The 24,715-nt window shown below is 67.0% G+C and carries 24 protein-coding genes; 17 read left to right on the top strand and 7 right to left on the bottom strand.

Annotation, left to right across the window (positions count from 1 at the left end; translation table 11 throughout):
• Positions 1-37: 37 nt before the first annotated feature.
• A complete protein-coding gene (locus GPZ80_RS29805) occupies positions 38-349 on the bottom strand; it encodes a hypothetical protein (RefSeq protein WP_187224439.1) in 312 nt (103 codons plus the stop codon).
• A gap of 412 nt (positions 350-761) precedes the next feature.
• On the opposite strand from GPZ80_RS29805, the gene GPZ80_RS29800 reads away from it, so the two are divergent.
• From GPZ80_RS29800 to GPZ80_RS29720, 17 genes are all read left to right on the top strand, one after another.
• Positions 762-1,331 (top strand): SAF domain-containing protein, encoded by a 570-nt coding sequence (locus tag GPZ80_RS29800; RefSeq protein WP_187224438.1) that lies wholly within the window; start codon positions 762-764, stop codon positions 1,329-1,331.
• 5 nt (positions 1,332-1,336) lie between these two features.
• Positions 1,337-2,125: a CpaE/TadZ family protein gene (locus GPZ80_RS29795; RefSeq protein WP_187224437.1), complete on the top strand. Its 789-nt coding sequence runs from the start codon at positions 1,337-1,339 to the stop codon at positions 2,123-2,125.
• Entirely contained in the window at positions 2,118-3,548 is a 1,431-nt protein-coding gene (locus GPZ80_RS29790) for a TadA family conjugal transfer-associated ATPase (protein ID WP_187224436.1), read from the top strand. Before GPZ80_RS29795 ends, GPZ80_RS29790 begins: the two co-directional genes overlap by 8 nt.
• Complete coding sequence (locus tag GPZ80_RS29785) at positions 3,545-4,396, top strand: type II secretion system F family protein (protein ID WP_187224435.1); 852 nt, start codon at positions 3,545-3,547, stop codon at positions 4,394-4,396. Before GPZ80_RS29790 ends, GPZ80_RS29785 begins: the two co-directional genes overlap by 4 nt.
• Entirely contained in the window at positions 4,393-5,289 is an 897-nt protein-coding gene (locus GPZ80_RS29780) for a type II secretion system F family protein (RefSeq protein ID WP_246477617.1), read from the top strand. The genes GPZ80_RS29785 and GPZ80_RS29780 overlap by 4 nt, the downstream gene beginning before the upstream one ends.
• Positions 5,290-5,319: 30 nt before the next feature.
• Entirely contained in the window at positions 5,320-5,568 is a 249-nt protein-coding gene (locus GPZ80_RS29775; protein ID WP_187224434.1) for a hypothetical protein, read from the top strand.
• 42 nt (positions 5,569-5,610) lie between these two features.
• Positions 5,611-6,006, top strand: a complete 396-nt coding sequence (locus GPZ80_RS29770) for a TadE/TadG family type IV pilus assembly protein (protein ID WP_187224433.1) — start codon at positions 5,611-5,613, stop codon at positions 6,004-6,006.
• Positions 6,003-6,437, top strand: a complete 435-nt coding sequence (locus GPZ80_RS29765) for a TadE/TadG family type IV pilus assembly protein (RefSeq protein WP_187224432.1) — start codon at positions 6,003-6,005, stop codon at positions 6,435-6,437. The genes GPZ80_RS29770 and GPZ80_RS29765 overlap by 4 nt, the downstream gene beginning before the upstream one ends.
• Positions 6,434-6,841 (top strand): hypothetical protein, encoded by a 408-nt coding sequence (locus GPZ80_RS29760; protein WP_312880652.1) that lies wholly within the window; start codon positions 6,434-6,436, stop codon positions 6,839-6,841. Before GPZ80_RS29765 ends, GPZ80_RS29760 begins: the two co-directional genes overlap by 4 nt.
• On the top strand, positions 6,841-9,618 hold the full coding sequence (locus GPZ80_RS29755) for a BTAD domain-containing putative transcriptional regulator (protein ID WP_187224431.1): 2,778 nt from the start codon (positions 6,841-6,843) through the stop codon (positions 9,616-9,618). The genes GPZ80_RS29760 and GPZ80_RS29755 overlap by 1 nt, the downstream gene beginning before the upstream one ends.
• A 725-nt stretch (positions 9,619-10,343) precedes the next feature.
• Positions 10,344-10,739, top strand: coding sequence for a hypothetical protein (locus GPZ80_RS29750; RefSeq protein WP_187224430.1), 396 nt, complete (start codon positions 10,344-10,346; stop codon positions 10,737-10,739).
• 137 nt (positions 10,740-10,876) lie between these two features.
• The gene (locus GPZ80_RS29745) at positions 10,877-11,995 is read left to right on the top strand and encodes an amidoligase family protein (RefSeq protein ID WP_222720063.1); all 1,119 of its coding nucleotides are present in this window, start codon (positions 10,877-10,879) and stop codon (positions 11,993-11,995) included.
• On the top strand, positions 11,983-12,798 hold the full coding sequence (locus GPZ80_RS29740; protein ID WP_187224429.1) for a class II glutamine amidotransferase domain-containing protein: 816 nt from the start codon (positions 11,983-11,985) through the stop codon (positions 12,796-12,798). The genes GPZ80_RS29745 and GPZ80_RS29740 overlap by 13 nt, the downstream gene beginning before the upstream one ends.
• 20 nt (positions 12,799-12,818) lie before the next feature.
• Positions 12,819-13,706 (top strand): ArdC-like ssDNA-binding domain-containing protein, encoded by an 888-nt coding sequence (locus GPZ80_RS29735; RefSeq protein WP_222720062.1) that lies wholly within the window; start codon positions 12,819-12,821, stop codon positions 13,704-13,706.
• 15 nt (positions 13,707-13,721) lie between these two features.
• On the top strand, positions 13,722-14,441 hold the full coding sequence (locus GPZ80_RS29730) for a hypothetical protein (protein WP_187224428.1): 720 nt from the start codon (positions 13,722-13,724) through the stop codon (positions 14,439-14,441).
• Positions 14,438-14,905 (top strand): hypothetical protein, encoded by a 468-nt coding sequence (locus GPZ80_RS29725; RefSeq protein WP_187224427.1) that lies wholly within the window; start codon positions 14,438-14,440, stop codon positions 14,903-14,905. Before GPZ80_RS29730 ends, GPZ80_RS29725 begins: the two co-directional genes overlap by 4 nt.
• A gap of 3 nt (positions 14,906-14,908) precedes the next feature.
• Positions 14,909-15,367: a hypothetical protein gene (locus tag GPZ80_RS29720; protein ID WP_187224426.1), complete on the top strand. Its 459-nt coding sequence runs from the start codon at positions 14,909-14,911 to the stop codon at positions 15,365-15,367.
• Between the two features lie 95 nt (positions 15,368-15,462).
• Here GPZ80_RS29720 and GPZ80_RS29715 read toward each other — a convergent pair whose 3' ends face one another.
• The 6 genes from GPZ80_RS29715 to GPZ80_RS29690 all read right to left on the bottom strand — a co-directional run bounded on the left by GPZ80_RS29715 (position 15,463) and on the right by GPZ80_RS29690 (position 24,709).
• Complete coding sequence (locus GPZ80_RS29715; protein WP_187224425.1) at positions 15,463-18,693, bottom strand: DEAD/DEAH box helicase; 3,231 nt, start codon at positions 18,691-18,693, stop codon at positions 15,463-15,465.
• Positions 18,677-18,919 carry a hypothetical protein gene (locus tag GPZ80_RS29710; protein ID WP_222720061.1) on the bottom strand — a complete coding sequence of 81 codons (243 nt, stop codon included), beginning with the start codon at positions 18,917-18,919 and terminating at the stop codon, positions 18,677-18,679. The genes GPZ80_RS29715 and GPZ80_RS29710 overlap by 17 nt, the downstream gene beginning before the upstream one ends.
• 85 nt (positions 18,920-19,004) lie before the next feature.
• Positions 19,005-19,769, bottom strand: a complete 765-nt coding sequence (locus GPZ80_RS29705; protein ID WP_222720060.1) for a Hachiman antiphage defense system protein HamA — start codon at positions 19,767-19,769, stop codon at positions 19,005-19,007.
• A 628-nt stretch (positions 19,770-20,397) separates the two neighbouring features.
• Positions 20,398-21,372, bottom strand: a complete 975-nt coding sequence (locus tag GPZ80_RS29700) for a lytic transglycosylase domain-containing protein (RefSeq protein WP_187224422.1) — start codon at positions 21,370-21,372, stop codon at positions 20,398-20,400.
• The gene (locus GPZ80_RS29695) at positions 21,372-22,229 is read right to left on the bottom strand and encodes a replication-relaxation family protein (protein ID WP_187224421.1); all 858 of its coding nucleotides are present in this window, start codon (positions 22,227-22,229) and stop codon (positions 21,372-21,374) included. The genes GPZ80_RS29700 and GPZ80_RS29695 overlap by 1 nt, the downstream gene beginning before the upstream one ends.
• 2 nt (positions 22,230-22,231) lie before the next feature.
• Positions 22,232-24,709: a DUF8128 domain-containing protein gene (locus GPZ80_RS29690; protein WP_187224420.1), complete on the bottom strand. Its 2,478-nt coding sequence runs from the start codon at positions 24,707-24,709 to the stop codon at positions 22,232-22,234.
• Positions 24,710-24,715: the final 6 nt, after the last annotated feature.

Below are 24,715 nucleotides of genomic sequence, written 5' to 3'. Positions count from 1 at the left end.
GCCGCCTACGGGGAGAACGAACTGGCCATTGACACTACTACCTCGTGTGCGACGGAGTGGCGTTGGGCTGGGCGAGCGCGCTCCCCTCCGGTGGCGCAGTACCTGTCGCAGCGGCGTTGCCGACGCCGGGGCAGCTGGCGCAGGAGGCGTACTCGCGGTTGACGATGCCTGCTCCGGTGGCGCGGCATTCGCCGGATGTTCGCCTGCGGGATGGGCGCTCGTCGGTGATCGTCGGTGAGAACACGTGGATCTGGGTCGAGCCGGGAGTGTTCGGGCCGCGCAGTGAGCGGGTGCAGGCGGGGTCGGTGTGGGCTGAGGTCACGGCCGCACCGACGTCGTTGACGTTCACACCGGGTGACGGTCGTCCGGCGGTCACATGCAGTGGGCCAGGGACGCCGTACGACCGGACGCGGTTCGGGGTGCACGCGGCGTCGCCGGACTGTGGGTATGTGTACCGGCGCTCGTCGTACGGGATGCCGGGTGATCAGGTGAGCGCGACGTACGCGATCACGTGGCAGGTGACCTGGACCGGGTCGACTGGCGCCGCACCGGCTGGTGGTTCGCTGCCTGCGATGCGGTCGGAGACGACGATTCGGTTCGCCGTGGCAGAGGTGCAGGGCTTGCGTAACGGTTAGCGGGAGGCAGGTGGCGGCTTGGCGGACGCCCCGGTTACGGCGAAGCGGGTTCAGGACGAGGTCCAGGAGAGCCGCGGTAAGTCCTCCCGTGTCCGGTTACCTCGTCGACGTCGCCCATGGTTGATCGTGCTTGCCGCGTTGATCGTGGCGCTCGCCGCGTGGGCGAACGTGGTGCTGGTCAACCGGCTGGATGATCGGGTCGAGGTGCTGTCGGTGGTGCGGACGGTGCCGGCGTTCGAGCGGATCACTGATGCCGACCTGGGCGTGGCTAGGATCGCCGCCGATCCGGGGCTGCGTCCGGTCCCTGCCAGTGAGCGGGCTTCGGTCGTCGGCAAGGTCGCGGCGGTGGAGTTGCGGCCTGGCACGTTGGTGGTTCGGGAACAGGTCACCGAGGCACGGCCGCCGTTTCCCGGTCAGCAGTTGGTCGGCTTGGCGGTGAAGCCGGGGCAGATGCCGGGAGGCGGCGTCGTCCCGGGGGACATGGTGCTGGTCGTGACCGTGGCCTCGGAGCAGCCGGGCTCATCTGCTGTGCCGGGCGGTGACGGTGTGCGGGCGCAGGTGGTGCGGGTGGGGCCGCCAAGCTCGGATGGGTCGGTCACTGTCGATGTGGTGGTGTCGGTCCCGAACGGCCCGCCGTTGGCGTCGGCCTCGTCGGCTGGGCAAGTGGCGCTGGTGTTGCTGCCCCGGGGTGGCTGATCGGCATGCCGGTGATCGTGATCGTGTCGGGCAAGGCGTCGCCGGGAGCGACGACGTCGGCGGCCGCGCTGGCGTGGGCCTGGCCGTCCGCGGTGGTGCTGGCCGACTGCGACCCCGTTGGTGGTGACCTGACCGCGGGGTGGTTGTCGCCGTGGGTGTTGTCCGGCTGGTTGCGCCGCGACATTGGGGTGTTGAGCTTCGCCACCGCGACCCGCCACGACAGCACGGCGACGGCCGGGTCGCTGACCGAGCACCTGCAAGCGGTGCCTGGTGTGCCGAGAGTTCGGGTGTTGACCGGGTTGCAGCAGGCCTCGCACGCCGCGTCGGTCGGCGAGCTCGGTTGGCGGCGCCTGGCTGAGGCGTTGGCGGAAACGGATGCCGCCGCCATCGTGGACTGCGGGCGGCTTGGTCCGGGAACACCCTGGCCGCTGGCGTGGGTCGCGGATCTTGTGCTGGTGGCGGTGCGTCCACTGCCGCGGCATGTGATCGCCGCGCGCGCCGCGTTGGCGATGCTGCGTCGGCACGTCGAGCCTGCTCGCCTGGGGCTCCTAGCATGTGCTGCACGCACGAGCACCATCTCATCGCTGGAGCACGCGCTCGATGTGTCGGTCCGGGCGGAGCTTCCTGAGGATCACGTTGCCGCGTCGGTGTTCAGCGACGGTATGGACGAGCCGTTCGGCCTGTCGCGGTCGCTGTTCGCGCGGTCCGCGAGAACAGCGGCAAGCCGGCTGGCCGCGGTTCCGGTCGCGTCGGAGCGCGAACAGCGGGCCGAGGAGGTTGGCAGCGATGCGTAGCACCGACCGGTTCACCTTCCTCGATCCCGTGGGCGGGAACGGGCTCAAGCCGTTCGCCGCCGTCACCGAGACCCCCGACGGGCCGGAGTTGACCGACGTGGCGCGGCTCCGGGAGACCGTCGCGGCGAGGCTGGAGGCGGCGGAGACCGCGGACCGCTCGGCCGAGCGGGTGCTGTCGGGTGAGGACGAGCGGGTGCGGGCGAAGGCGGTCATCGGCGATGAGCTTGAGGCCTGGGTGATCCGCCGCGGCGCGGATGGGGAGCCGCCGCTGTCGTTCGCGCAGGAGCGGGCACTGGCTGACGCGGTGTTCGCCGCGCTCTACGGGCTCGGCAGGATTCAGCCGCTGCTGGATCGGGAGGATGTGGAGAACGTCCACATCCACGGCTGCGACCGGGTCGCGCTGGAGTTGGCCGACGGCACGATCGAGTGGTGGCCGTATCCGGTCGCTGCCTCGGACGCCGAGTTGGTCGGGATGCTCGCCACCTATGCCGCCCGGTTGGGGCAGACCAGTCGGGAGTTCTCGCAGGCCTCGCCGATTCTGAACCTGCGGCTGCCAGCGGGTGGACCGCTGGGCAGCAGGTTGGCCGCGGTGATGGAGGTGACCGATCGGCCGCGGGTGACGATCCGCCGCTACCGGCTCGTCGAGACCACTTTAGACACTCTGGTCGGCAACGGCACGTTGGACTCGGTCGTGCGGGATTTCCTTGCCGCCGCGGTAAAAGCAGGTAAGAACCTGATTGTGTCGGGCGGTCCGGCGGCGGGCAAGACGACGCTGCTGCGGGCGTTGTGCCACGAGATCCGGCCCGAGGAGCACCTGGTGACCGTGGAGGATGAGTACGAACTCGGCCTGCATCTGACGCCCGCCCGCCACCCGTTGGTCAGTCCGTTCGAAGCCAGATTGCCCAACGCTGAGGGCGTAGGCGAGATCGACTTGGACACGTTGCTCAAGCAGGCACTGCGGCACAGCCCGTCGCGGGTGATCGTCGGCGAGGTTCGGGCCGGTGAGGTCACCGCGATGCTGCGCGCGCTCGGCAACGGCGCGGCTGGCGGGATGTGCACGCTGCACGCCGCGTCCGCCTCCGACGTGCTCGACCGCATCGCCAGCCTCGGCCAGCTCGCACGGCCGCCGCTGCCGATCGAGGCCGCCTACCGATGGATCGCCAGTGCGATCGACTTGGTTGTGCATGTCCGCAAGGTCGACCACCACCAGCCCGGCGACCCGCCCCGGCGAGAGCGGATGGTGTCGGAGATCCTGGAGGTCGGCCAGGTCGGCGATTCCGGCAGGCCGGACATCACTCGCGTGTTCGCGCCAAGTCCGGAAGACGGACGCGCGAAGCTGATCTACCCGCCGAGCCAGCAGCTCGCCGACGATCTACAACGCGCCGGGTTCGAGCACACCGCCTTCGCGGGCGGCCCGCCGTGACCACGCTCGCCGTGCTCGCCGGTGGCGGGTTTGCGGGCGCGGTGATCCTGCTGGTCGTTGCGATCCGCGGCACGCAGCCCCGGCCAGCACACCCGGCGTCGACGTGGACCGTCCTGCGCGCTCGGGTCGGCCGCTGGCGTGCCGGCACCGTGGTCACGGCCGTTGCCACCGGCCTCCTGGTGCTTGCTGTGACCGGCTGGCCGGTAGCGGCGCTCGGTGCGGCGGTCGCCGTGGTCGCGGTGCCGCCGCTGTGGCGCCAGGACGAGGCCCAACGGGTGATCGCCCGGCTCGAGGGACTGGCCGAGTGGACCCGCCGCCTGGTCGACATCCTGAAGTCCGGTGCGGGCGGGCTGGAGCAGGCGGTCGCGATGAGCGTGCGCACCGCGCCAGCCGCGATCGACACCGAGGTCGCCACGCTCGCGGCCCGCGCGCGAGTGCGTGGGCTGGAACCCGCGTTGCGGATGTTCGCCGACGACCTCGGCGACGAAGCGTCCGACCGGGTGGCCGCGAGCCTGATCCTGCGCGCCCGCGCCGGCGGCAAGGGGCTCGTCGAGGTGCTGGAGAACCTGGCCGACACACTCCGCGAGGACGTGGCCGCCCGCCAACAGGTCGAAGCCGACCGCGCCAAGCCACGCACCACAACTCGCGCGATCATGGTGTTCACCCTGATCGTGATCGCCGGGCTGTTCGCATTCGCCCGCACTTACCTCGCACCGTTCGGAACGGCAGCTGGTCAAGTTGCCCTGGCCGTCATCGGCGTCGTCGTCGCAACATCGTTCATCTGGATGAGATCACTGGCCCGACCCCAGACAGGCCACCGATTCCTGCGGGACGGTGATCGACGATGACCACCCCGCAGATCGCGGCCCTGCTCGGAGCCCTGGCTGGGCTCGCCATCGTGCTAGCCCTGTGGGCAGTCGCGCCGGCAGCCCCTGTCGACCTCGCCGCTGTGTTACAGCGCTGGGACCGCACCCACCTCGCCCAGCCTGATTTCAGCGCGTCGTCGTCCCGGTCGGATCGAGTTGTCGGCTGGATTGCAAATCGGATGAGCGCCAACACCAGCGTGCTTCTGGGCGTGCCGGTCGCGGATCTGGAGTTGATCGGGCGCCGCATCGACTGGTTCGTCCTGCGCCGTCTCGGCTACGCCGCCCTGGGACTGGCCACGCCCTCCGCATTGTGGGCACTCGCCGCCATCGCCAATGTGGACGTCCCGATCACCCTGCCCGCGATCGTCGGCGTTGGGCTGGCGGTAGGCATGTCGATGTTGCCGACCCGCGTGGTGGCGCAGGAGGCCAAGCAGGCGCGGGAAGACTTCGGCCGGGCAGTGGCGGCATACCTCGATCTGGTGGCCCAGGAGCGCGCCCGCGGATCCAGCCCGATCCAGGCGCTGTCCGAGGCAGCCACTGTCGCGGACGGCTGGGTGTTCCGCCGCATCCAGGCGACCCTCACTCACGCCTTCCGCGCTGGCATCACCCCGTGGGACGCGCTGTCCCACCTGGCCAAGCAGGTTGGGGTGACGGAACTGACCGACCTGGCCGACATCGTCGCGGCCGCCGCCGACGGCGCCGCCGTCTACAGGACCCTCACCAGCAAGGCAGCCGCACTACGCGCCGCCGCGCTCGCCACCGACAAGGCGCGCGCGAACGAACGCTCCGAGAAGCTCGTCCTCCCGGTGGCGCTGCTCGGTGTCGGGTTCCTGTTGCTGGTGCTCTACCCCGCCGCGTCCCTTCTCGCGGGATGACGACGAGAAGATGGAAGGAGGTTGATCACGATGACCCGTCGGGAGATGTCTGCCGCTGGCAGACGCGCCCAGTTCGCCTTGGTCATCCTGGTGATGGGCGTCATCGAGCGTTGGCACGCCGAGCTGGATCGCCGGTGGCGCATCGTCAGATCCACGAAGGATTCCGGAATGGAGACCTTGGACAAGGTCATCATCGCCGGAATCACTGTGGCCATCGCACTCGCTGGCGGCCTCCTGTTGTGGAACGCGTTCAACAAGCACTCCGGCCCGCTCAAATAGGACGCAGCGATGCGCGCTTCCCATGCGCCACGGTGGCGCCGCTTGCGGGGCGATCGTGGGTCGACGACTCTGGAACTCGTCATCGTGTTCCCGGTCTTCCTCGCCATCGTCTTCTCCGCGGTGCAGGCCGCCATGTGGTGGCACGCCCGCAATTTGTGCCTGTCCGCCGCTCAGACCGGACTGCAAGCCGGTCGGATCTCCCATGGCACACCCGCCCAAGCGGAAGCATCGGCGCACTCGTTCCTCGCCAGAGCCGGTGGCTCGGCAGCCAACGACCCGCACGTGAGCGTCACCACCACCTCGACCACCATGCGCGTGGAGGTCACAGCCACCGCCATGCGGGTCTTCCCCATACCTGGCCTGGACTTCACCGTCACCCAGGTCGTCGAGGGGCCGCGCGAGGTGTTCACCACACCCGGAGTCGGGAGCGGACCGTGACCACCCGGCGCAGGACGACGGACGCGGGGTCGGCGAGCCTTGAACTCGTCGTGATCGGCACGGTGCTGCTCGCGTTCATGGGCCTCGCGGCCGGGCTCGGCCGCGTCGCCGTGGCCAGCGGCACCGTCACCGACGCCGCCGCCGCGGCAGCGCGGGCCGCGTCCCTGGCCCGTACCCCCGCCGAGGCACAGAACGCCGCAGCCGGTGTCGCTCGCGCCACCTTGCTGCAGGGCGGCCTGCACTGTGAGAGCACGAACGTTTCCGTTGACACCACAGGGTTCTCCGCTCCGCTGGGCCAACCCGCCGAGGTTCGGGCGGAAGTGGTGTGCGTTGTGCGGCTTTCGGATCTGGGGCTGCCGGGGATCTCCGGCAGCAAGTCCTTGCGGGCCGACTTCGTCAGTGTCCTGGACCCCTACCGGAGTCGATCGTGACCGGCGCGCGCAGCAGTGACTCCGGTCAGATCACCATCATGGCCGTGATCCTGGTCGCGGGAATCATCCTGCTACTCGGACTCGTCGCCGACGGCGCAGCCAAACTCCAGGCACTCGCTCGAGCCGACACCATCGCCGCCGAAACCGTCCGCGCCGCACTCACCGCCGTCGACGCCCGCGGACCCACCACCACCCTGGACGCGCCCACAGCCGTCCAGTTCGGACAGTCATACCTCAGCCGGGCAGGCTATCCGGGAACCGTGGAGGTGACCGGACCACGGACAGTCCGCGTCACCGTCAACGTCACCGGCCCCTACCCGCTGGGCATCTTCGGCGGCAGCTACGACGCCGTCGGCACCGCGACCGGCGAACTCAACGTCGGCGTGCGGACAGGAGACCCGTGATGACCCGGCACCGCATCCGCGCACGAGCGGCAACCATCACCCGAGGACTCGTCGCCGCGGCATGCCTGGCCACCATCGTCCTCGGCGTCCCCGCCGCGCTGATCACCTACGGGACCAACCCGCTGTCCTCAGACCTGCCGAACTGGACCGACATCCGCACCACCCTGCTGCGCCCCGACGACGGCACCCTGCTGCTGGCCGTCCTGCAGATCACGGTCTGGCTCCTCTGGGCCATCTTCACCGGCTTCGTCGTGGCCGAAGCGGTCAGCCAACTCCGCGGACGCACCCTCCCACGGGTGCCCGGCCTAGCCCTTCTTCAACAACCAGCGGCAGCGCTCGTCACCGCGGCCGCAGTCCTCGTGGCCATCAACACGGCAACGACACCACTGCACGCCGCCGCGACGATCGTCGCCACCGCACCCGACGACCCTGAGGCAGTCCCGCGAACGGTCGCCGAGCCCGCGATCCAAGAGGCCAAGCCAGCCACCGAACTGCCCCGATACACCGTGCGCCGCTATGACAGCCTGTGGCGCATCGCCGAACGGCACCTCGGCGACGGTCTGCGCTGGCGCGAGATCCACACCCTCAACGCCGACCGCCTGCCCAACCCCGACCGCATCGAGCCCGGCATGATCCTGCTCCTGCCCGCCGACGCGACCGGCTTGGACCACACCGTCCTACGGGAAGTCGCCGTCCGGCCTGGCGACACCCTGTCCGCGATCGCCCAGCGCGAACTCGGTGAGGCCACGCTGTGGCCAACCGTCTTCGACGCCAACCGAGGACGAATTCAACCGAACGGGACACCCTTCACCAACCCGGACAAGCTGCACGCCGGCTTCACCATCCTCCTCCCGCCGACCAGCCCAGCCACATCGCAGAACACCCCAACGGCGCAGCCACCAACCGCGGTCTCACCTTCCCCGCGTGAGACACGACCACCGACATCGACCTCGAATCCGGTTCTGGAGACGCCGACAACACAGCCGCCCCCGGCGTCCACAACGGATCAACAAGGCGAGTCACATGAGGTCACCATGCCCTCGGGAGCCGTCGTCGGGCTCAGCCTTGCCGCCGCCATCACCGCGGCCACCACTCTGCTGTGGATCCACCGCCGGCGCCGGTATCAGCCGCGCCCCATCGAGCAGCTCACGCGACCGGCCCCACTGCCCGAGTCCGTGCGCACTCTACGTAGAGCGCACGCACACAACACATCCCGTGACTCGAAACCACACGCGACGGACCCAGCCTCCCCGGCGGCGCCCATCGCGTTCACCGGCCACACCGAGATCCAGATCGATCCCGTCGCGCTTCGTGGAGTCGGCCTCACCGGTCCAGGCACTCACGCCGCGGCGCGCGCTGTACTGACAGCTCAGCTCGCCCACCACCAGGCCCACGAGCTGGAGATCCTGATACCCCGCACCGACTTCACACGCATCTTCCCCAGCATCGACGACCAGGCCGTGCCACTACCCGAGAACCTGACCATCGTCGACTCACTCGATGCCGCCCTCAATCGCCTCGAGGTCGAGCAAATCCACCGAGCACGCCTGCTCGATGACAACCACGCCACCGACATGGCGGCGGTGCGCGCCGCCGATCCCAGCGAGCCACTGCCGATCACGTTGCTGGCTGCCACCCCAGAACAACGCCACATCCGCCGCCTCACGGCAATCCTGCAGTTCGCAGCCGATCGAGACATCGGTGCCGTGCTGTTCGGTGAATCCCCAACCGGCCCGACCTACACCGTCGGGCCAGACGGATTCGCCACCACACGCGCACACGAACCGGAACTCACGACGAACCTGCGGTTCTTCACCTTGTCGGGCCAGGATGCTCTCGACCTTCTCGCCGTGCTCGCAGAAGCTCAGGGAAGCCCGCCCGTCACCCCTGCCGACGACATCACGGTGCCAGTCGAGCCTGTTTCCGATCACGAAACACGACACGGTTTCCCGGAGTCGCTCACGCAGCAATCGCCCGCCATCGACACACCGGAGCCCTCGTGGACCCAACACTCGGTGAGCCTCGCACTGTTCGGCCCTCAGAAACTCACCGTCCACGACACCGAGATCGCCACCGGCCTCCGTACCAAAACCCGAGAACTCCTGCTGTACCTCGCACTGCACCGTCGCGGTGCCACCCAGGACCAGGTGCTCGAAGCCCTGTGGCCCGACATCGAGATCAGCCGGGCGAAAGACCTTCTCCATGCCGCCGTGAGCAACGCCCGCAAGGTGCTCCGCGGGGCGACCGGCCAACCCGACGAGAAGTTCCTCCTGTTCACGGCCGACCGCTACAGCCTTGACCCTGTGGTCTTCGACGTCGACCTCTGGCGATTCGAGCGCGCCCTCGATCAAGCTGCACGCGCTACTGAACCCACTGATCGCCTCGACGCCCTCCGCGAGGCGACCGAGCAGCACACCGGCGAGCTCGGCGCCGAGCTGGGTTTCGAGTGGCTCGATGTCGAACGTGAACACCTCCGCCGACGGGCCCTCGACGCTCGCACCGCCATAGCCGACATCCATGAGCCCAACGATCCCGATCGCGCCCTTACCGTCCTGGAGGAGGCCATCAACTACGACCCCTACGCCGAGGACCTGTATGCGCGGATCATGCGCACCCAGGCACTACTGGGGCGTCGCGACGCCATCCACCGGACCTACCGCCTCCTACAGGCGCGCCTGGCTGAAATAGGAGCCGATCCCGACGAGACCACCTACGAGCTCTTCCAGAACCTGCTCAGGACCGCGAGATCGGGATCGAGTCCACCACGCCAGCACTGATCCCTGTGACGGGTACCCGGCGACTGTCGGGTGCCACGGCAGAACCTCCCGCCCGATGCGCGGCTGCTACCTGCGGTTCAATTACCGCAGTCCGCGGACAATGAGGCCAGCATTCAAACAATCCTAGATTCTGGCGAATCGGCCGCCTGAATCTGCCCCATCGGGTCCTGGATTGTACGCGGGACCGGAAACGCTTGTATTGAACGTAAACCGACAGTCCGGCGGATTCGCCACACTCCTTTGCGATTATCTGCAAATTCGGTCACTGAATTCTGCATGTCCTAATAGGTGTCTCGATGGGTGTCGCTGTCAGATTGCTACATCCGTCCATCCACGTTTCCGCCGGTTGCGGGCGTTCGGCCCCGTGTCGACGCTTAACCCGACATAAGGGGTCATTAAGCGCTGGGCGGCGAGTGTCGGGAGTTGCGAAGAAGAGGCTGAAGTGTCAGCGCGATGATTTGGGTCTGCTGTGCAGATTGCTCAGGTTGAGCCAATTTGCGTGGCGGCTCAGATAATTGCAGTCAGGATCTATTGGAGCTGTCGGATCAATCCAACGGAAAAGCGGCAGGAAAGTCTTCACGTGGGCTTGTGCTTTTCGGGTTGCGGCGCGAGAATTAAGGGTGCCGACGGAAGATGCGAGTCGGACCGGCTCATATCTCCAATCCTTGGAAAGCGTTCTGCGGGAGTGGTCTGTCATGGGGACTCAATCCGGAAATGTGCTCACGATGACCGGCTTGACGGTGAAGCTGTTGGCGATGATCGATGCGCTCTCGGTGCCGGATGGTGGGTTTTCTGTCGACCCGGTGACGGGTGCCGATGTTCGTTCTGGTTACGCGGCTGCGGTTCATACGGAGTGCGAGCGGGTTCTTGATCATCCCGTTGCCGTTGGCGACTTGATCGCCTATGTGGCGCGTTACGCGGATGTGTTGACGTTGCCAGGGAGTGTGCTCGGTGGGTGGCGTGATCCCGAGACGGGCAAGGTGTATCTGGATGTGTCCGTCGTGGTGTCCGACTACTCGATCGCAGTCGCGTTGGCGCGTGAGGCGGGGCAGCTCGCGATCTTCGATTTCGCGGCGATGGAGTCGGTTCGGATCGAATACGGTGCGCGGGTCGCGGCGTGAGTCCGTGTGCTGACGATGGCGCACCGGTGATCGTCCGGTGCCCTGTCGCCCGCCGCATGGGCAGGAACTAAGGCGGGCCCCGAGTGGGATTGCCGTCCCACTCGGGGCCCTTGACACAACGGAAGCGTGGTTCCGTCATGTCCAACAATATTGTAGATCAGGTGACGTGCGTCCGGTGTGGCACGTCTGATCTCGGCGATTTGGACTGTTTGTGCGTCGACGGTGTCGTCTGTGACGACTGCATCGAACGGTTTTACGTCAAATGTGATCGATGCGAGACGCGGGTGAAGAACACCCGGTCGACCGATGACGGCGAGAGTGTTTGTGATCAATGCGCGTGGCATTTCCGTGAGTGTGACGACTGCGAGATCCTCACCGGATGCGCAACGTCGACCGCGTATGGATGGTGGGTGTGTGAAAGTTGCGCTGATTCCCGCTATTGGGGGTGCGACGGGTGCGGTGAACTGATCAATGAGGGCGACTGCTGCGAATCGTGCGAAGAATCCGCTGAGGATTCCAGCGAGTGGATCTTCGACTACTCGTACAAGCCGATCCCGGAGTTTCACGGTGAGGGTCCGTTGTTCCTGGGCGCGGAGCTGGAGATCGCCGTTCCGTCGGGCGATCTTCACGAGTGCGCGGATTTGGCCATGTCCTGCCTTGATGAGCTGGGATACCTGAAGGAAGACGGTTCGATCGGGTACGGCTTCGAGATCGTCACGCACCCGATGGCCTACGACTGGGCGATCGAGCAGTTTCCGTGGGCGATGCTAACCAAGCTGCGGGAGTACGGCTGCTACGCCAGCGTCGAGACCGGCTTGCACGTGCACGTGAGCCGTGCCGCCTTCTCCTCACCGTGCCACGTGTTTAGGTGGATGAAGTTCTTCTACCGCAACGCGGACAGGGTGACGGTGATCGCCCGTCGGGCGTCGAACCAGTGGTCGCGGTTCGACGACGATGCCCGCGAGCATGTCAAGGACTACGCCAAAGGCGTGCGGGGAGACCGCTATCAGGCGATCAACACCCAGAACGGCGACACCTTCGAGCTGAGGATGTTCGCCAGTTCCCTTGAGCAGCAACACGTCCAGGCGGCACTCGCGCTGGCCGCCGCATCGGTCGAGTACACCCGCGATCTGAGTGTCACCGACATCGCCCGCCACGGTGGCTGGGAGTGGGCGAGGTTCGCGGACTGGCTTGCAGACCGTCCCGCCTACCGCCCGCTGCTGCGGGAGATGGAGGAACGGTCATGTGTCTGCTGACATTCTTCCCGGGCGGTGTACTGCCGGACACCGACGCACTGCGCAGCGGGGCACGATGGAATCGCGACGGGCACGGTTTCGCCATCGTGTTCGGTGGGCGGCTCATCGTGGAGCGCGGTCTCGACAGTGAACGGGTGATCGAGGACTTTGCCCGCCAGCGGCGGGCTCACCCGGACGGTCCGGCCCTGTTCCACTCCCGAATGGGCACCCACGGGGACATCACCAGGACGAACTGCCACCCGTTCCGGATCGGTGGTGACCCCCGAACGGTTCTGGCGCACAACGGAGTCCTGCCCAAGCGGGTCCGGCCCGCCAACGGTGACCGCCGTTCCGACACGCGGATCGCGGCCGAGGACTACCTGCCGCGCCACCCGTTCGGGTCACTGAGCACCCAGAGCGGCAGGGATCGGCTTACCGCGTGGCTGACCCCCTCCAACAAGATCGTCCTACTGACCGTTGATCCTCTGTACCCGGCCAACGCGTATGTGTTCAACGAGCGGGCCGGAATCTGGGACGGCGGTATCTGGTACTCCAACATGGACTTCTGCCAAACCACGGCGGACGCTGAGTGGTGGGAGACCTACGGCGCGGACACGACGTGCCCGGTGTGTCTGGGCGTCGAATCGGTCGATCCCCGCACTGGGTTGTGCGACGACTGCGGATGTTGCGCCGATTGCGGCGCTCCGGCGCGGTACTGCGTGTGTTTCACCCCCGGCGGCTGGTCGCCGCCCGACCACGCTGCAGGTGGCCTGTCGGGTGAGGCGTTCGTTGCGTCCGGCACGGACCTGTGCGGCCGGGCGTGATCATCATGGCACCTCGGAACATGAGCCCGCAGGAGCGGGCCGAGCGCCTGCGGGAAGCGCACGAGCAACTCGGCGACGCGATCGAGCACCTGACCAGCTCGCAAGGCTGGCGAGCAATGATCGAGTCGCGGGCCTGGCTACGCCGCTACTCGCTGTCCAACCTGTTGATGATCCTCGCGCAGAACCCGCACGCCACCGACGTCCGCCCGCTACGCGAGTGGAACCGGCACGGACGCCACGTCCGCAAGGGTGAGCACGGCATCAGGATCTGGGCACCACGCTTCCAGAGATCGCCCGCCACAGCAGGACCGCAGCCGGACCGTGACGGCGATCGCGTGGACGACCACGTCCGTCGGTTGGCTGGGTTCATCCTGGTTTCGGTGTTCGATATCGCCCAGACCGATGGCGATCCACTCCCGGATCCGGCCGGGCCGAACCGGTGCGCACTGTTGTCCGGCGACGCCCCAGCCGGGCTGTGGGAAGCACTCGCCAGGCAAGTCGCGGCCGCTGGTTTCACGATCGATCGTGGAGAGTGCGGCGGCGCGAACGGGATCACCGACTTCGCCGCGCGCACTGTGCGCGTCCGCGCGGACGTTGAGCCCACGCAGGCCGCCAAGACACTCGCACACGAACTCGCGCACATCCTGTGTGAACACGACAAGCGCGCCGATCTGCGCCGTGAGACCGGCGAGATCGAAGCCGAGTCCGTGGCGTGCATCGTGGCCGCCGTCTGTGGGTTATCGACATTGGACTACTCGGTGCCCTACGTGGCCGGATGGGCTGCTGACGTCACTGCGGTGAGGCAGTCCGCCGAACGAGTCCTGTCCGTCGCGGACCGCATCCTCGCCCACATCGACGACGAACTCACCCAACCCGAACTGACTGAACCACGCACTGCCGTGGTCTGACGCGGATGGCAACTGATGAAGACCGATTCCAGCATCCTGACACTGCTGATCACCACCCGATCCATGGAGTTCACCCTCTACGCCGCGTTTGCCGCTCCCATGGTCACGACCCGCACTCCGGGGGAGGTGAGTTGGATGCAGTGGCACGAAGCGCGTCTGGTGCTGATCGACACCCACGACGCTGACGCGGTGATCAGCCGCGAGCTGCCCGCCCGCGATCGCGTCATCCTGATCAGCCTCGGCCAAACCGCACACGGCGCGTGGGCCGACGCGGTGCGACTGCACGCCGAACGAGTCCTCGTCCTACCCGCCGCCGAGGATTACCTGTCCCGTCGAGTCGCCAGCGAGTGCGCACCCGGTGCGTTGACCCTGGCCGTCATCGGCCCGCCCGATGAAGCTGCCCACATGGCGGCGGCCCTGGCGATGGCCGCCGCCGCGATGGGTCTGGCCACAGCGTTGCTCGAACTGCGCACCACGACCACCCCGATCCAGAACCGGCTGGCCACCTGCGCCGAGCATCTTCCCATCCAGCTCGGCGGCGACATCGTCGGATTCACCCCCGGAGAACGCGGCCAGATCCCCACCGACATCCTCGCTCGTACGCTGGCCCGCCTCGCAACGTCCCGCGAGCTGATCGTCATCGACTGCGCGCGAGCCGACGACCCGGCTTCCATCCTCGCCATCAACGCAGCTGACGAGGTGATCCGACTCGAGCCGGGGAGAACCGGGCCGTGATCACCATCTGCGCCGCCTGCGGCAACGCCGTCGACATCGTCGCCACCGAAGCGGGGATCACCTACCAACACACCGTGTCCGATCCCGACGACCACCCGGTGGTGCCGGTCGAAGCGCCACTCGGGTGGCTCGGCCGCTGCGACTTCTGCAACGACACACCACCCACGCATGTGCTGCCCGCGAGGGACTTCACCATTCCCCACGCTCCGACACATTCCAGTCTCGCGGACTGGGCGGCCTGCCCGCAGTGCGCGGCGCTGATCGAGCGCAACCAGTGGAGCGCCCTGACGCACAGAGCCGAGCGGGCGATCGCGGTGCGGCGCGGTCGGCCGATGCGACCACGCGAACAGACGTCGCTGCGCGCGCTCTACCGGCAACTCCGCGAGCACATCCGCGGGCCACTACGGCTGATCGACGACGACGCATGCCAACACCGAGAAGACAGCACGGGAGAGGAGATCTGAGCCATGATCATGGAATCGGAGAGCGCGGCGAAAGCCCGGCACTGCGGCTGGATCGCCGGTTTCGGTGCGGGCCATGTCCGCGTGTACGGGCCAACATCGGTGGGGACAACCGATTGGGTCGACCTAGTCCCGCGATGGGTCGACGAAACTCGGCAACGCGACGCCTGGCGCGACGGGTTCACCGCAGGATTCTGGCAACGACGCCACGGCGACGAGAACAGCATCGTCGAACCGGACGACGTCTTGGCGTTCGCCCGGCAGAGCGCTGAGGAAGCGCGCCGACTCAGCGTCACCTACTCGGCGCTGGTGGACGCGGACAAGGCGATCGAGGCCGACAAGCTACGCGACGAACGGATCACTCCGCTCCGCGAGGACGCGCTGAGCTACTACCAAGCGCTCGACGACTGGATCTCCCAGGGCGGCCCATTGCCAAGAGTGTGGGCGGCATGGGGCGAGTCGTGAGGAACGACTGGGAGCACTGATGAACACTGAGTTCCAGCCCTCGGGAACTCGGCCCGAGGTTCGCCAAGCTACCGAAGTGTCCGTGTGCCCCATCTTTACTGGTCGTTGCTGAACAGGTCGCTAGGTCCCCGATAGCGCAGCTCGATGCCTGGTTCGTCGCTGAGTCGTCGCGCGTGAAGTATGCCTTCCATGGCCGGGTTGAGCCGAGTTTCGGCGGTGCCCACGCGGTCGTAGCCCGGAGACCAAAGCTCGATCTCGCCGTCCGGACCAGTCGTAACTCGCAACCAGGCGCGTTCCTGCGGAACAGGACCGGACCAGGTCACGTCATCGAGCCGCGCGGTTTGCCGTCGCCATTGTCGGCGTCGGGTCCGTCGTGCGCGATTTGCGAAGTTCAGCCAGGCCTCGCGGGACTCCGTTGTCGGCCAGTCGGGTGAGCTGGCCATCTCAGGGTCGAGTTGCGCAATCCAGTCCCGCATAGCTGCATTCGAGTCGAAAGTCGCATTGGTCTGCTTGACGGCGGCGATTGCCGCGCTGCGGTGGTCGAAACCGGCGCGGATCAGGATGGACGCTGGCCGCAGGAAAGTGCCAGTCTCGATCGCAGTCAACGCCGAACCGTCGAGTGCGGCGGCGGAAGGGTTGCCTTGTGCATCCTCGTACACGCGGGCAGCCTCCATACCCCACACCAGCCGGTAGACCAGGTCCGATTCGATGAACTGGGCGATCTTGAGGCGGTCATCCGGGCTGCCGGTCTCGAAGTCGCCGAGGGGTCGACCACCTACCCAATGGGCGAGGACCTCGCGCCAATTCCCGACCGGTGTCTCGGGCTGGAACGTGGACAGCGAGAAGATCGTGGTTGCGATCTGCTCCAGCCGAGATGTCGCGGTCGTGTGATCCTCGTCGGCTATCGCGGTCTCGGCATGAGCGATCAGCTCGACGACGTCGCCTGCGACCTGAGCGAGTTCTCGACCTGCGTTAGCGCCGAGTCCAGCTAGATACCACCCACGGCGTTGGGCTGGCGTGGAAGTGTTCCAAATGAACCGTGCTCGGCTGGTGACCACCTCACGGAGGGCTGCGGCTTGTGGCGCGTTTAGGCGATCGACCTGTCGCTCCCACAGGGAGCCCCGCAGGGTGTCCGCGATCAGTTGGGTGATCTCGCTGGGCCCGGCGCCATCGTCGCCGACGATGCTTAGGATTCCGGCATCGAGGAGGGCGAGGTTCGACTGCCAAAACTGAGCTGCCTCCATTCGCTGGTCTGATGCCTCGCCCGCGACAACCGGGAATGCCCATTCTGCACCGCCGGTTAGGTAGTCGAGGAAGGGCTGCAGTTCATTAGATTTGATCGACCCGATGATGCGTCGGATGAGGGCGATGCTCACTTCGATGAGTCCGGAGCGGAGCGCCTTGCCGGCGTCGCCAGCCGTGAGTTGCAGCCATTCGCGCCGCCGCCATTCGGTGGGTTCGAAGATGGGATAAAGGACGAGTCCTTCCGTGTCGACGAAGGCGCGTCCGGCTCGTCCGATGACGTTGGAGAACTCTGCGCCGGTGAGAGGAATCTGGCCACGGCGGAGTCCGTGGAACAGCACGACGGATGCCGATAGGTTCAGCCCTTGCGCGAGGGTCGGCGAAGCGACGGTGACCTGGATGACTCCGGCGTGAAGGAGACGTTCGACCTCACGGCGGAAGGGCCCGGGGAGCGCGCCGTGATGGATCGCCACTCCAAGCTTGAGGCACTCCAAGATCGGATGTCCCTCACCGAACCACTCGGCGCCGATCGTGAGAGCGCCGGAAAGATCAACGTCGGCGGGAAGCACGGAGTCGATGAGTCCTTGTCGTCGAAGCCTGATGACCTCCCGCGCGTAGGGCTCGACCGAGTTCCGTTGGGGGCAGAAGATCAGAACGGTCTGGCCTTCCTCGACGAGCCGCCACGCGGTCGCAATGACAAGTTCCCGTTTGTCGGCGGGGAACAACCTCCGTCGGGGGCGAGTAGGTTCCTTCGCCTCCAGATACCTGGGAATGAACGGTTGGTCCTCTCCCAGGGTCATCGACAGGCGGGCGTGATCGCCGCGCCATTCCACCAAGCCAAACCGTTGCTGGGTGGGACGCCATTCCTCGCGGTGGAGTCCGCCCGGGGTCTCGTCGGTGACCCAAGAAACGAAGTCATCGAGGTCCTGGCCCGTCGGGAAGACGGCAGAGAGGCACACGATGCGCCGCGCGTGTGCGTCAGGGCGACGCAGGAGGCGCTGGATCTGCGCTTCGTAGCGGACCTCGCGCTCAGACGGACCGATCATGTGTCCTTCGTCGAGGACGACCAGGCCAACGTCATCGAGCACACTCGGACTCGATCTGAGCGCGAAGTCGAGCTTCTCCGGTGTCGCGACGACGATCTGACTTGTCCGGAGGGCATCCTCGTCGCTGTCGCTTACGCCCATGCTCCCGTAGAGGGACGACACGCGGACTCCGAGAGGCGCGAAGGTTCGATCCAGAACCTGCTCGGTCTGAGCGGAGAGTGCTCGGAGTGGTGTCACGTACACGGCCCGCCGACCCTGCGCCAGACAAGACAAGACGCAGAGTTCTGCGATCCGGGTCTTGCCCGCGCTGGTGGGGAGCGCCACGACCAGGTCGTGGTTGCTGTCAAAGATTCGGTCGACAACGTGCAACTGCGAGGGCCACAGGTCGATCTCGGAGCGGTTGCGAGCAAAGAGGTTCGCCACGAACGTTCGACGCAGGTAGCGCCACCGACGCGCGCGCCGGTCGTCGGGGACTTCGAGCGTCGCAGTTCCTACCGGTGGTGGATGGGCGGGAATGTGGGCGCTGATGCTGGTCCCGGCGAGGTCGTCGAGCAGTCGCCGTGTGAGGCGGTAGACCCACCACGGTCCTGGTGCGCTCATGTCATGTGACGCGCGCTCGCCCGTCTGGAGATCGTCGAGGGCTGCTGCCAGGAGGTCTGGCTGCCCATGCGCCAAGGCGAAGAGAGCGGTGGAGACCGCCGACATGTAGTTCTCGCTGAGCAGTAACGCGATGGGGCCTAGCTCGCCTGTCGATGTAGCGGGATCCTCGTGCGTGGCGGGGTGTTTCTCGTCGAGCAGAGCGGCCAGCAGGGCGTCGTCCGTTAAATTGGGTGATGACCTCAGGCGTCGCGTCCGTTCCTCGATGCCATCGAGGGAGCGCATGACCAAGTCAGCCAGCGTGTGTTCCATCGGCGTCAGCCGTCCTGATCGCACGCCCGCCTGGACCAGCGAGTAGGCACGTGCGGCATAGCCGCCTAGGTGGCTGGCCGCACCGGCGATCAGGCGGTGAAACGCGATCTCCTCAGCGTTTTGAGGCATTTCTGGTCGCCGCTTCGAGTGCGTAGGAGGCGTGAATGCACCCCTCGCGGGCAAGACCTTCGTTGCTGCCGATGGTTGTTCCTTGTCTCGGCTCCGCCAGATCGCTGGTCTCCATGATCCGCATGCTCGTCGAGATCAAGGAGTACCCGTATCCGAGAAGGTCGTCATCCAGGAACGCATCGAACGAAGGGGCACCATCGGGCAGCATCCCATCACGACGGATCATGGACTGGGCTTGGCCTCTTGCGAGGAGTCGACCGCGGAACTGGGGTGCGACGGCGGTGGCCAGGTCGTCAGACAGTGTTCTTTGGTCACGCACCATCTGCGATCGCCTTCTCGAAGGTAGTGCGGACGAAGTCCTGGTGCGCCTGGACCTGCAGGATCACCGCCTGCTGGGCGATGACACCCCCGTAGGTAGTCAAGTCGGCCTTGACGTGGATACTCGGATCGTTGCCTGCAAACAGGAACATAAGGTGGGTGACAATCCCAGGCCGGACGCCACGTGTGAGCTGTAGCGTGAGGATGGCCTCGCCCAAGTCATCGTCGGCCGTGTTCAGCAAGCGTTCCGCGAACTGGGTCAATGAATGTGGTGAGGGCAGCCCGCCCTCCCGCTGCAGACCTTCCCGGGCGTCTCCCACCGCCGAAGCCATTGCGTTCGCGCGACTCTTCGCTTCGCCCTTGATCAGGAGGACGTTCGACGCAGAGTCGAACTTTGCCCCGAGGACATCGTCGCCACGCATTGCCCACTCCTGATGGTCGCGGTGGACCAAGCGACTGGGGCCAACTATGTATCCGCAGTCTTCCTCAAGATAGGTGGTGGCGAGAATCTCGCCGAGATCCCCTGATCGGGCGCGTTGGGTCTGCGGAAGCTTGTTTCGTAGGAACTCAGAGACCTTGGCCTTGCCGAACCGTTTCGCTATGCGTGCCAGCGACTCGGTCTCGGCGTAGCGACTAGGCAGATGAGCTGCGACGGCTCCGATTCCGACCTCGTCATCCATCGACACGAGGACGCCGATGCTGTGAGAGCCGACAGATATTACATTGGGGGGCCCACACCACTGCTTGTAGTTCGTCACCTGGCCGCCCCTACAATAGGCCGCTCCACGAGGTCGACGTGCCGCCTTCCTCCCGAAGTTGGGTGGGTCTCGCCCTGCTCACACAAGAGCTGCACGCCTAGATCTTCGACCGACTCCGCCGCCAACTGTGCTTCACGCTCGGCGCCGTCTCCGACCATGGATGATGCATCGCGTGAGCCGCGATAGCTGTTACGTGCAGAGATCGATCGGCGTCTCACCGTGAGGCTGCCCTCTCGGCCGGATGCCTTATGGAGATCGGAGACAACCGTTCGGTGTGCGGTGCCGCTCGTCCACGGCGGCTGCGGTGGGCGGCATATCTGCCCCCAGTCGCTGCCAGCGAGCTGTCGCCCAGGACACGGCGGTGTGGGCTTGAGGCCGAGGAGTTGCCGATCATGGTGGGTGGAGTTCACGGGTGAGGGTGCGGTCGGGCGGGCACAACCTCCTATCGCATCAGATGCGAGGACGGTGTGGACGGAACGGCAAACGTGCCGTTCAGCAGGCTTGCGGAACTACGAACGCCCGCCAAGGACGTCCATGGCCGTGTTGACCACCTCGATCGCCGCAGTAAACCATGTGTTCTAAAATCTCATAGGTGCGAATATCACATCGGATGCGATATGGCTATCTTTCAGAACAATGAGAAATGAATGTGGTCGTAGTGGCAGCCGGTGATGTTAGCCGGGTTCGGGCAGCCGTAGTTGTCGGATCGGTAGGGCGTCCAGCGGGGTTCGCGGGCTGACCAGTATTGGCCTTGCCAGATCAGGTAGTTGATGCCGTAGCGGGCTTGGTTGGTGATGAGCCAGTTCGCGATGGTCCAGACGTGGGCGACGGCTTGCGGGTCTTGTGGGTTGATCATGATGTCGCAGGCTCGGCCTTTCGGATGGTCGGAGTCGGGGTTGGCGGGGCGGTGGGCGAAGCAGCCGATGCCGTCTCCGGTCATGGCGTTGTTCTGCAGCGCGCGCAGCAGCGTGTGGGTGCGGGGTGTGATGTGCCCGCCGGAGGTTGGGTCGGCCACGGTGGCTGCCTCCGGCGGCCAGTCGAGACCGAGTTGCCCTGGGCTCGTCGCGGATGTCGCGCCGTAGTGGGCGGCAAGGGTGAGGACGCTGGACGCGTACGTGTCGGAGTTGTTGTAGCTGTGCAGGGCACGGCGGAGATCGTGCTGGGCGCCCGAGTAGCAGAGGTAGAAGGCTGCGGCATGGACAGCGTCGTGCGGGTGATATCGCGACGGCGGGTTGGCGCCACCCGGCGGGATCGGGTGGCGGGCGATCACCGAGTCGAAGGTTGGTTTGAGGAACTGCATCGGGCCGGCCGCTCCGGATCGGTTCTCTCCCACGGTGACGCCTGGGAGTTTGGATCGGCCGTGGTCGGATTCGATCTTGCCGATGGCGGCGAGGATGGCCCAGTCGAGTCCGGGACACACGATGGCCGCCTGTTGGTAGAGGACGATGTAGTCGGCGGGGATGTCGTTGAGCGCGGCTGTGCTCGGGGTCGAAGAGCTACCGCCGCCGAGGAGCGCGGATACGGCTGCTGCCGCAGCGGCTCCGATGAGCACGGTGATCAGGACGAGGGCGGCTGCGGCGGCCCCAGCGGCTTTGACGAACATCAGCCGGTTGCGAGTTCGGCGAGCCGCACGCGGTCGCTTCTGCCGACGAGTTGCCAGATGGGGCCCGCTGGCGTGTCTGTTGGGGACGAAGCTGCGGTGGCAATGGGGATAGGGGTCGATCTGATCAGCTTGTGTAGTTCGATCTCGCGTGCGGTGGAGTGCAGCCAGATCACTACGGGGGTGGTGATGGCGGTGGTGGTGGCGAGGCGCGTGTACCGGGGGATCTTGGAGGCGACGCGGTGCAGGGTTTCGGTTCCTGTGTCGTGTTCGAGGAAGAAGTCGATCTGGCGGCCGTGTTCGGTCCATCGGCCGAAGCCGTCTGGTTGGACGGTGGGTCCCCATGCGGTGGCGCATCGGTGTTCGGGCCACCAGGCGAGGAGGTCGGTGTCGGAGTGGTGGCGGGCGTGGGCGGCGAGCGCGGTGAAGAAGCCGTTGACGCCGACGAGGTGGGCGAGCTGGCTGGAGCGCGCGATGGCGAGGGCGTCTGCCCTGCGGTAGCCGAACTCGCCGACCGTCATTCCTGCCTGGGCGGCCAAGATGATGGCTCCGGTGTCGCCGAGCACGTAGTGCCAGGGGGCTGATCCGGTGCGGGTGAACGGCCGGAACCTGTCCACTGCTCGCAGCCTGTAGAGGAGCAGCAGTCGACGGTTCGCGGCGCTGTGGTGGCCGAAGGCGAGTTCGGCGATCTGGTGGCTGGTGAGGGTTCTGTGTTCATGGAGTAGGGCGAGCAGCCATCGGTCGCGGGTGGTGAGCCGGTTGTGGGCGGCGTGGATGACGCGGTCGTCGAGGCGGGGCCGGGTGGTCTCGGCGGGGTCGTCGCGTAGTGGGTCTCCGTAGCGGGGGTGTCGGGTGAGCATGGTCATGAGTCCTGTCGGGGTTGTCTGGGGGCGACGCCGCCGGTGAGCTCGGAGCGTGCGTCCGGGGTCGTTCGTTGCTTGGTGGTGATCGGTCTCGGATTGGGGTAGTTGGCGTGGGCACGGATGTGGCGCGCGCGGCCAGGGACAGGCGGCGGGAGTGGGCGGGTGGTGAAGGTGAAGGCGGGGGTTTCCGCTCCGGCGACGATGAGGCGGGCGGCGGCGTGGAAGGCGTCGAGGTGGGATAGGTCGTGCGGTGTGAGTTGGGGGTGGACGTGGCGGTGTAGCGACGTGGCGTCTTCGGGTGAGACGGCGAAGTAGATCTTGTTGCGGGCGTTGGCGGAGATCGCTTCGCGCAGGGCGGGCGGGAGCTGGGCCTGGTCCTGGTGGGCGAGAACAAGTGAGACGCGGTAACCGCGGGCTTCGGCGAGCATGTCGTCGATGCCGTGCGGGAGGGTGAGGAAGTTCTGCGCCTCGTCGAGGTAGATCGAGCAGTCGCGGCGCTGGTGGGCGTCGATACGAGCGCGGTGAGTGAGGGCTTCCCAGGCCTTGGCGAGCACGAGGGAGCCGAACAGGCGGGCGGTGTCGGTGCCGAGGCTGCCCTTGGGGACGCGCACGAGGCAGATCCCGTCGGCGTCGAGCAGTCGTCCGAGGTTGACGGAGTCCGTCCGCGCGCAGAGGGTGTCGCGGACGAAGGTGCGCAGCAGGAACGCCCGGAGTTTGTTCATCAGGGGTGCGATGGCGTGGGCGCGGGCGGGTTCGGATAGGGCGTGGTACCACTCCCAGAACCCGGCGAGGACGGGGTCGTCCAGGCCGGTGGTGAGTTCGGTGCGTCGGCTGGGGTTGGTGAGCAGGTCGGGGATGTCGGCCAGGGTCGCGGGCCTTGCGGTGTCGGTGTTGGCGCGCAGGGTGAGGCATGCGGCGCGGAGGATGTCGTCGGTTCTGGGGCCCCAGTAGTCGGCGTAGATGCGGCGGAAGATGCCGACCAGGTTGTCGGTGACGGTGTGCGGGTCGGGCCCGGCGAGCACGTTGAGCGCGGGCCTGGCGGTCGGGTCATCGGGGTCGAAGAGCACCACCCGGTCGGCTGCGTGGGCCGGGAGGCGGTCGAGGATGTCGAGGATGAGGTCACCGCGCGGTTCGATGGCCAGCAGGCCGCGTCCGGCGGTGGCGTCGGCGTGGATGAGGTGCGCGAGCAGCGTCGACTTGCCGGACCCGGTGGCGCCGGTGACGTGGATGTGGTGGCAGGAGTCTGCGACCCGGATGCCGACCGGGCGGGACGGCCCGGCGTCGGCGATTCCGAGGGTCTTCACGTCGGCGCCTGCGGTGGGGATGCGCGGCAGCGGGGCCGTCGATCGTGCGCCCGCGCGTTCCACGCTGGGGGTGTTGTCGTCGTAGGGCAGGTGCGCGAGTGCGGCCAACTCGGGCACTGACAGCAGGAAACCTCGGCGCATGGATCTGGCGGTGAGCGCGGAGACCGGGTTGGACAGGTGTCGGCGACGCAGACTGTTGTGTCCTGTATGGACGGAGAATGTGGCGGCGATCTCGTGGGTGAGGCCGCGCAGCCGTTGTCGTGCGGGCGCTCCTCGGGCGGTGGTGGTGATCGCGTACCGGATCACGGTTTCCCATTGCGGTTGGGTTGCCTTCTCCCGTACCGGACGCAGGTCGTCGGTGACACCGGCGGTCGCCCGGTAGTGGTGGCTGGTGCCCGTGCGTGGGCTGCCGCCCGGCAGGAACAGGGAGATGATCTCGTTGACGGTCGCGGCGATGGTTCGCGCGGTGACCGAGACAGTCCGGCTGTGGGCCGGCGGTTGGCCTCGGGTGGCGGCGCGCACGGGGCGCAGTCGGCGGCCGGTGGCTGGGCGGGTGAGGATCTGGGCGGTGGCGGTTTCGCCGTGGCGTAGTTCCGAGGCGGCTTCGAGGAGTGGCCGTAGCGGGTCGGTGTCGTGCCGTGTGTTCAGCGGCCAGTACTCGGGGCGCAGGAGGACGAGTTGACCACCGAGTGCCGCGGCGTGAGGTGGCGTGGTGTCAGGCGCGGTGGTGATCTGGGCGCCGGGCCAGGCCGCGGTGATCGCGTGCTCGGCCAGTCCGGGCGGGACCGCGGCGGGCACCCAGAGCCCGATGCGCGCACCTTCGATGGTGAATCGGTACTCCACCGCGAGCGGTGGCTGTCCGCATAGCCAGCGTTTCCATGCTGGGGCGAGCAGTCCGGTCAGCGCGCGCCAGAACACGATCGCCCCGGCCGGGTCCACCGTGGCGGGTGGGCGGATTGTCAGCAGCCGGGCGTCAGCGCTTTGTCGTCGCCACCAGTGCCGACGGAACAGGGATCGGGCGAGCAGGACGGTCACCGCGAGCAAAGCGACGGCGGCGAGCAGGCGTGCCGGTGGTGAGCCGGTGAGTCCGGCGAGCGCGGCGATGGGATCGTCGGCGAGATGTCGGAGGAACCGCACGATCGGGACATCGGTCGGATCATCAGGGGTGGGCATGATGGT

Origin of the sequence: Actinokineospora xionganensis (genome assembly GCF_014323725.1) — a bacterium.
GTDB classification, from domain to species: Bacteria; Actinomycetota; Actinomycetes; order Mycobacteriales; family Pseudonocardiaceae; genus Actinokineospora; species Actinokineospora xionganensis.
The sequence above is the reverse complement of the archived record's forward strand: the minus strand, read 5'-3'. Positions and strand labels throughout refer to the sequence as shown.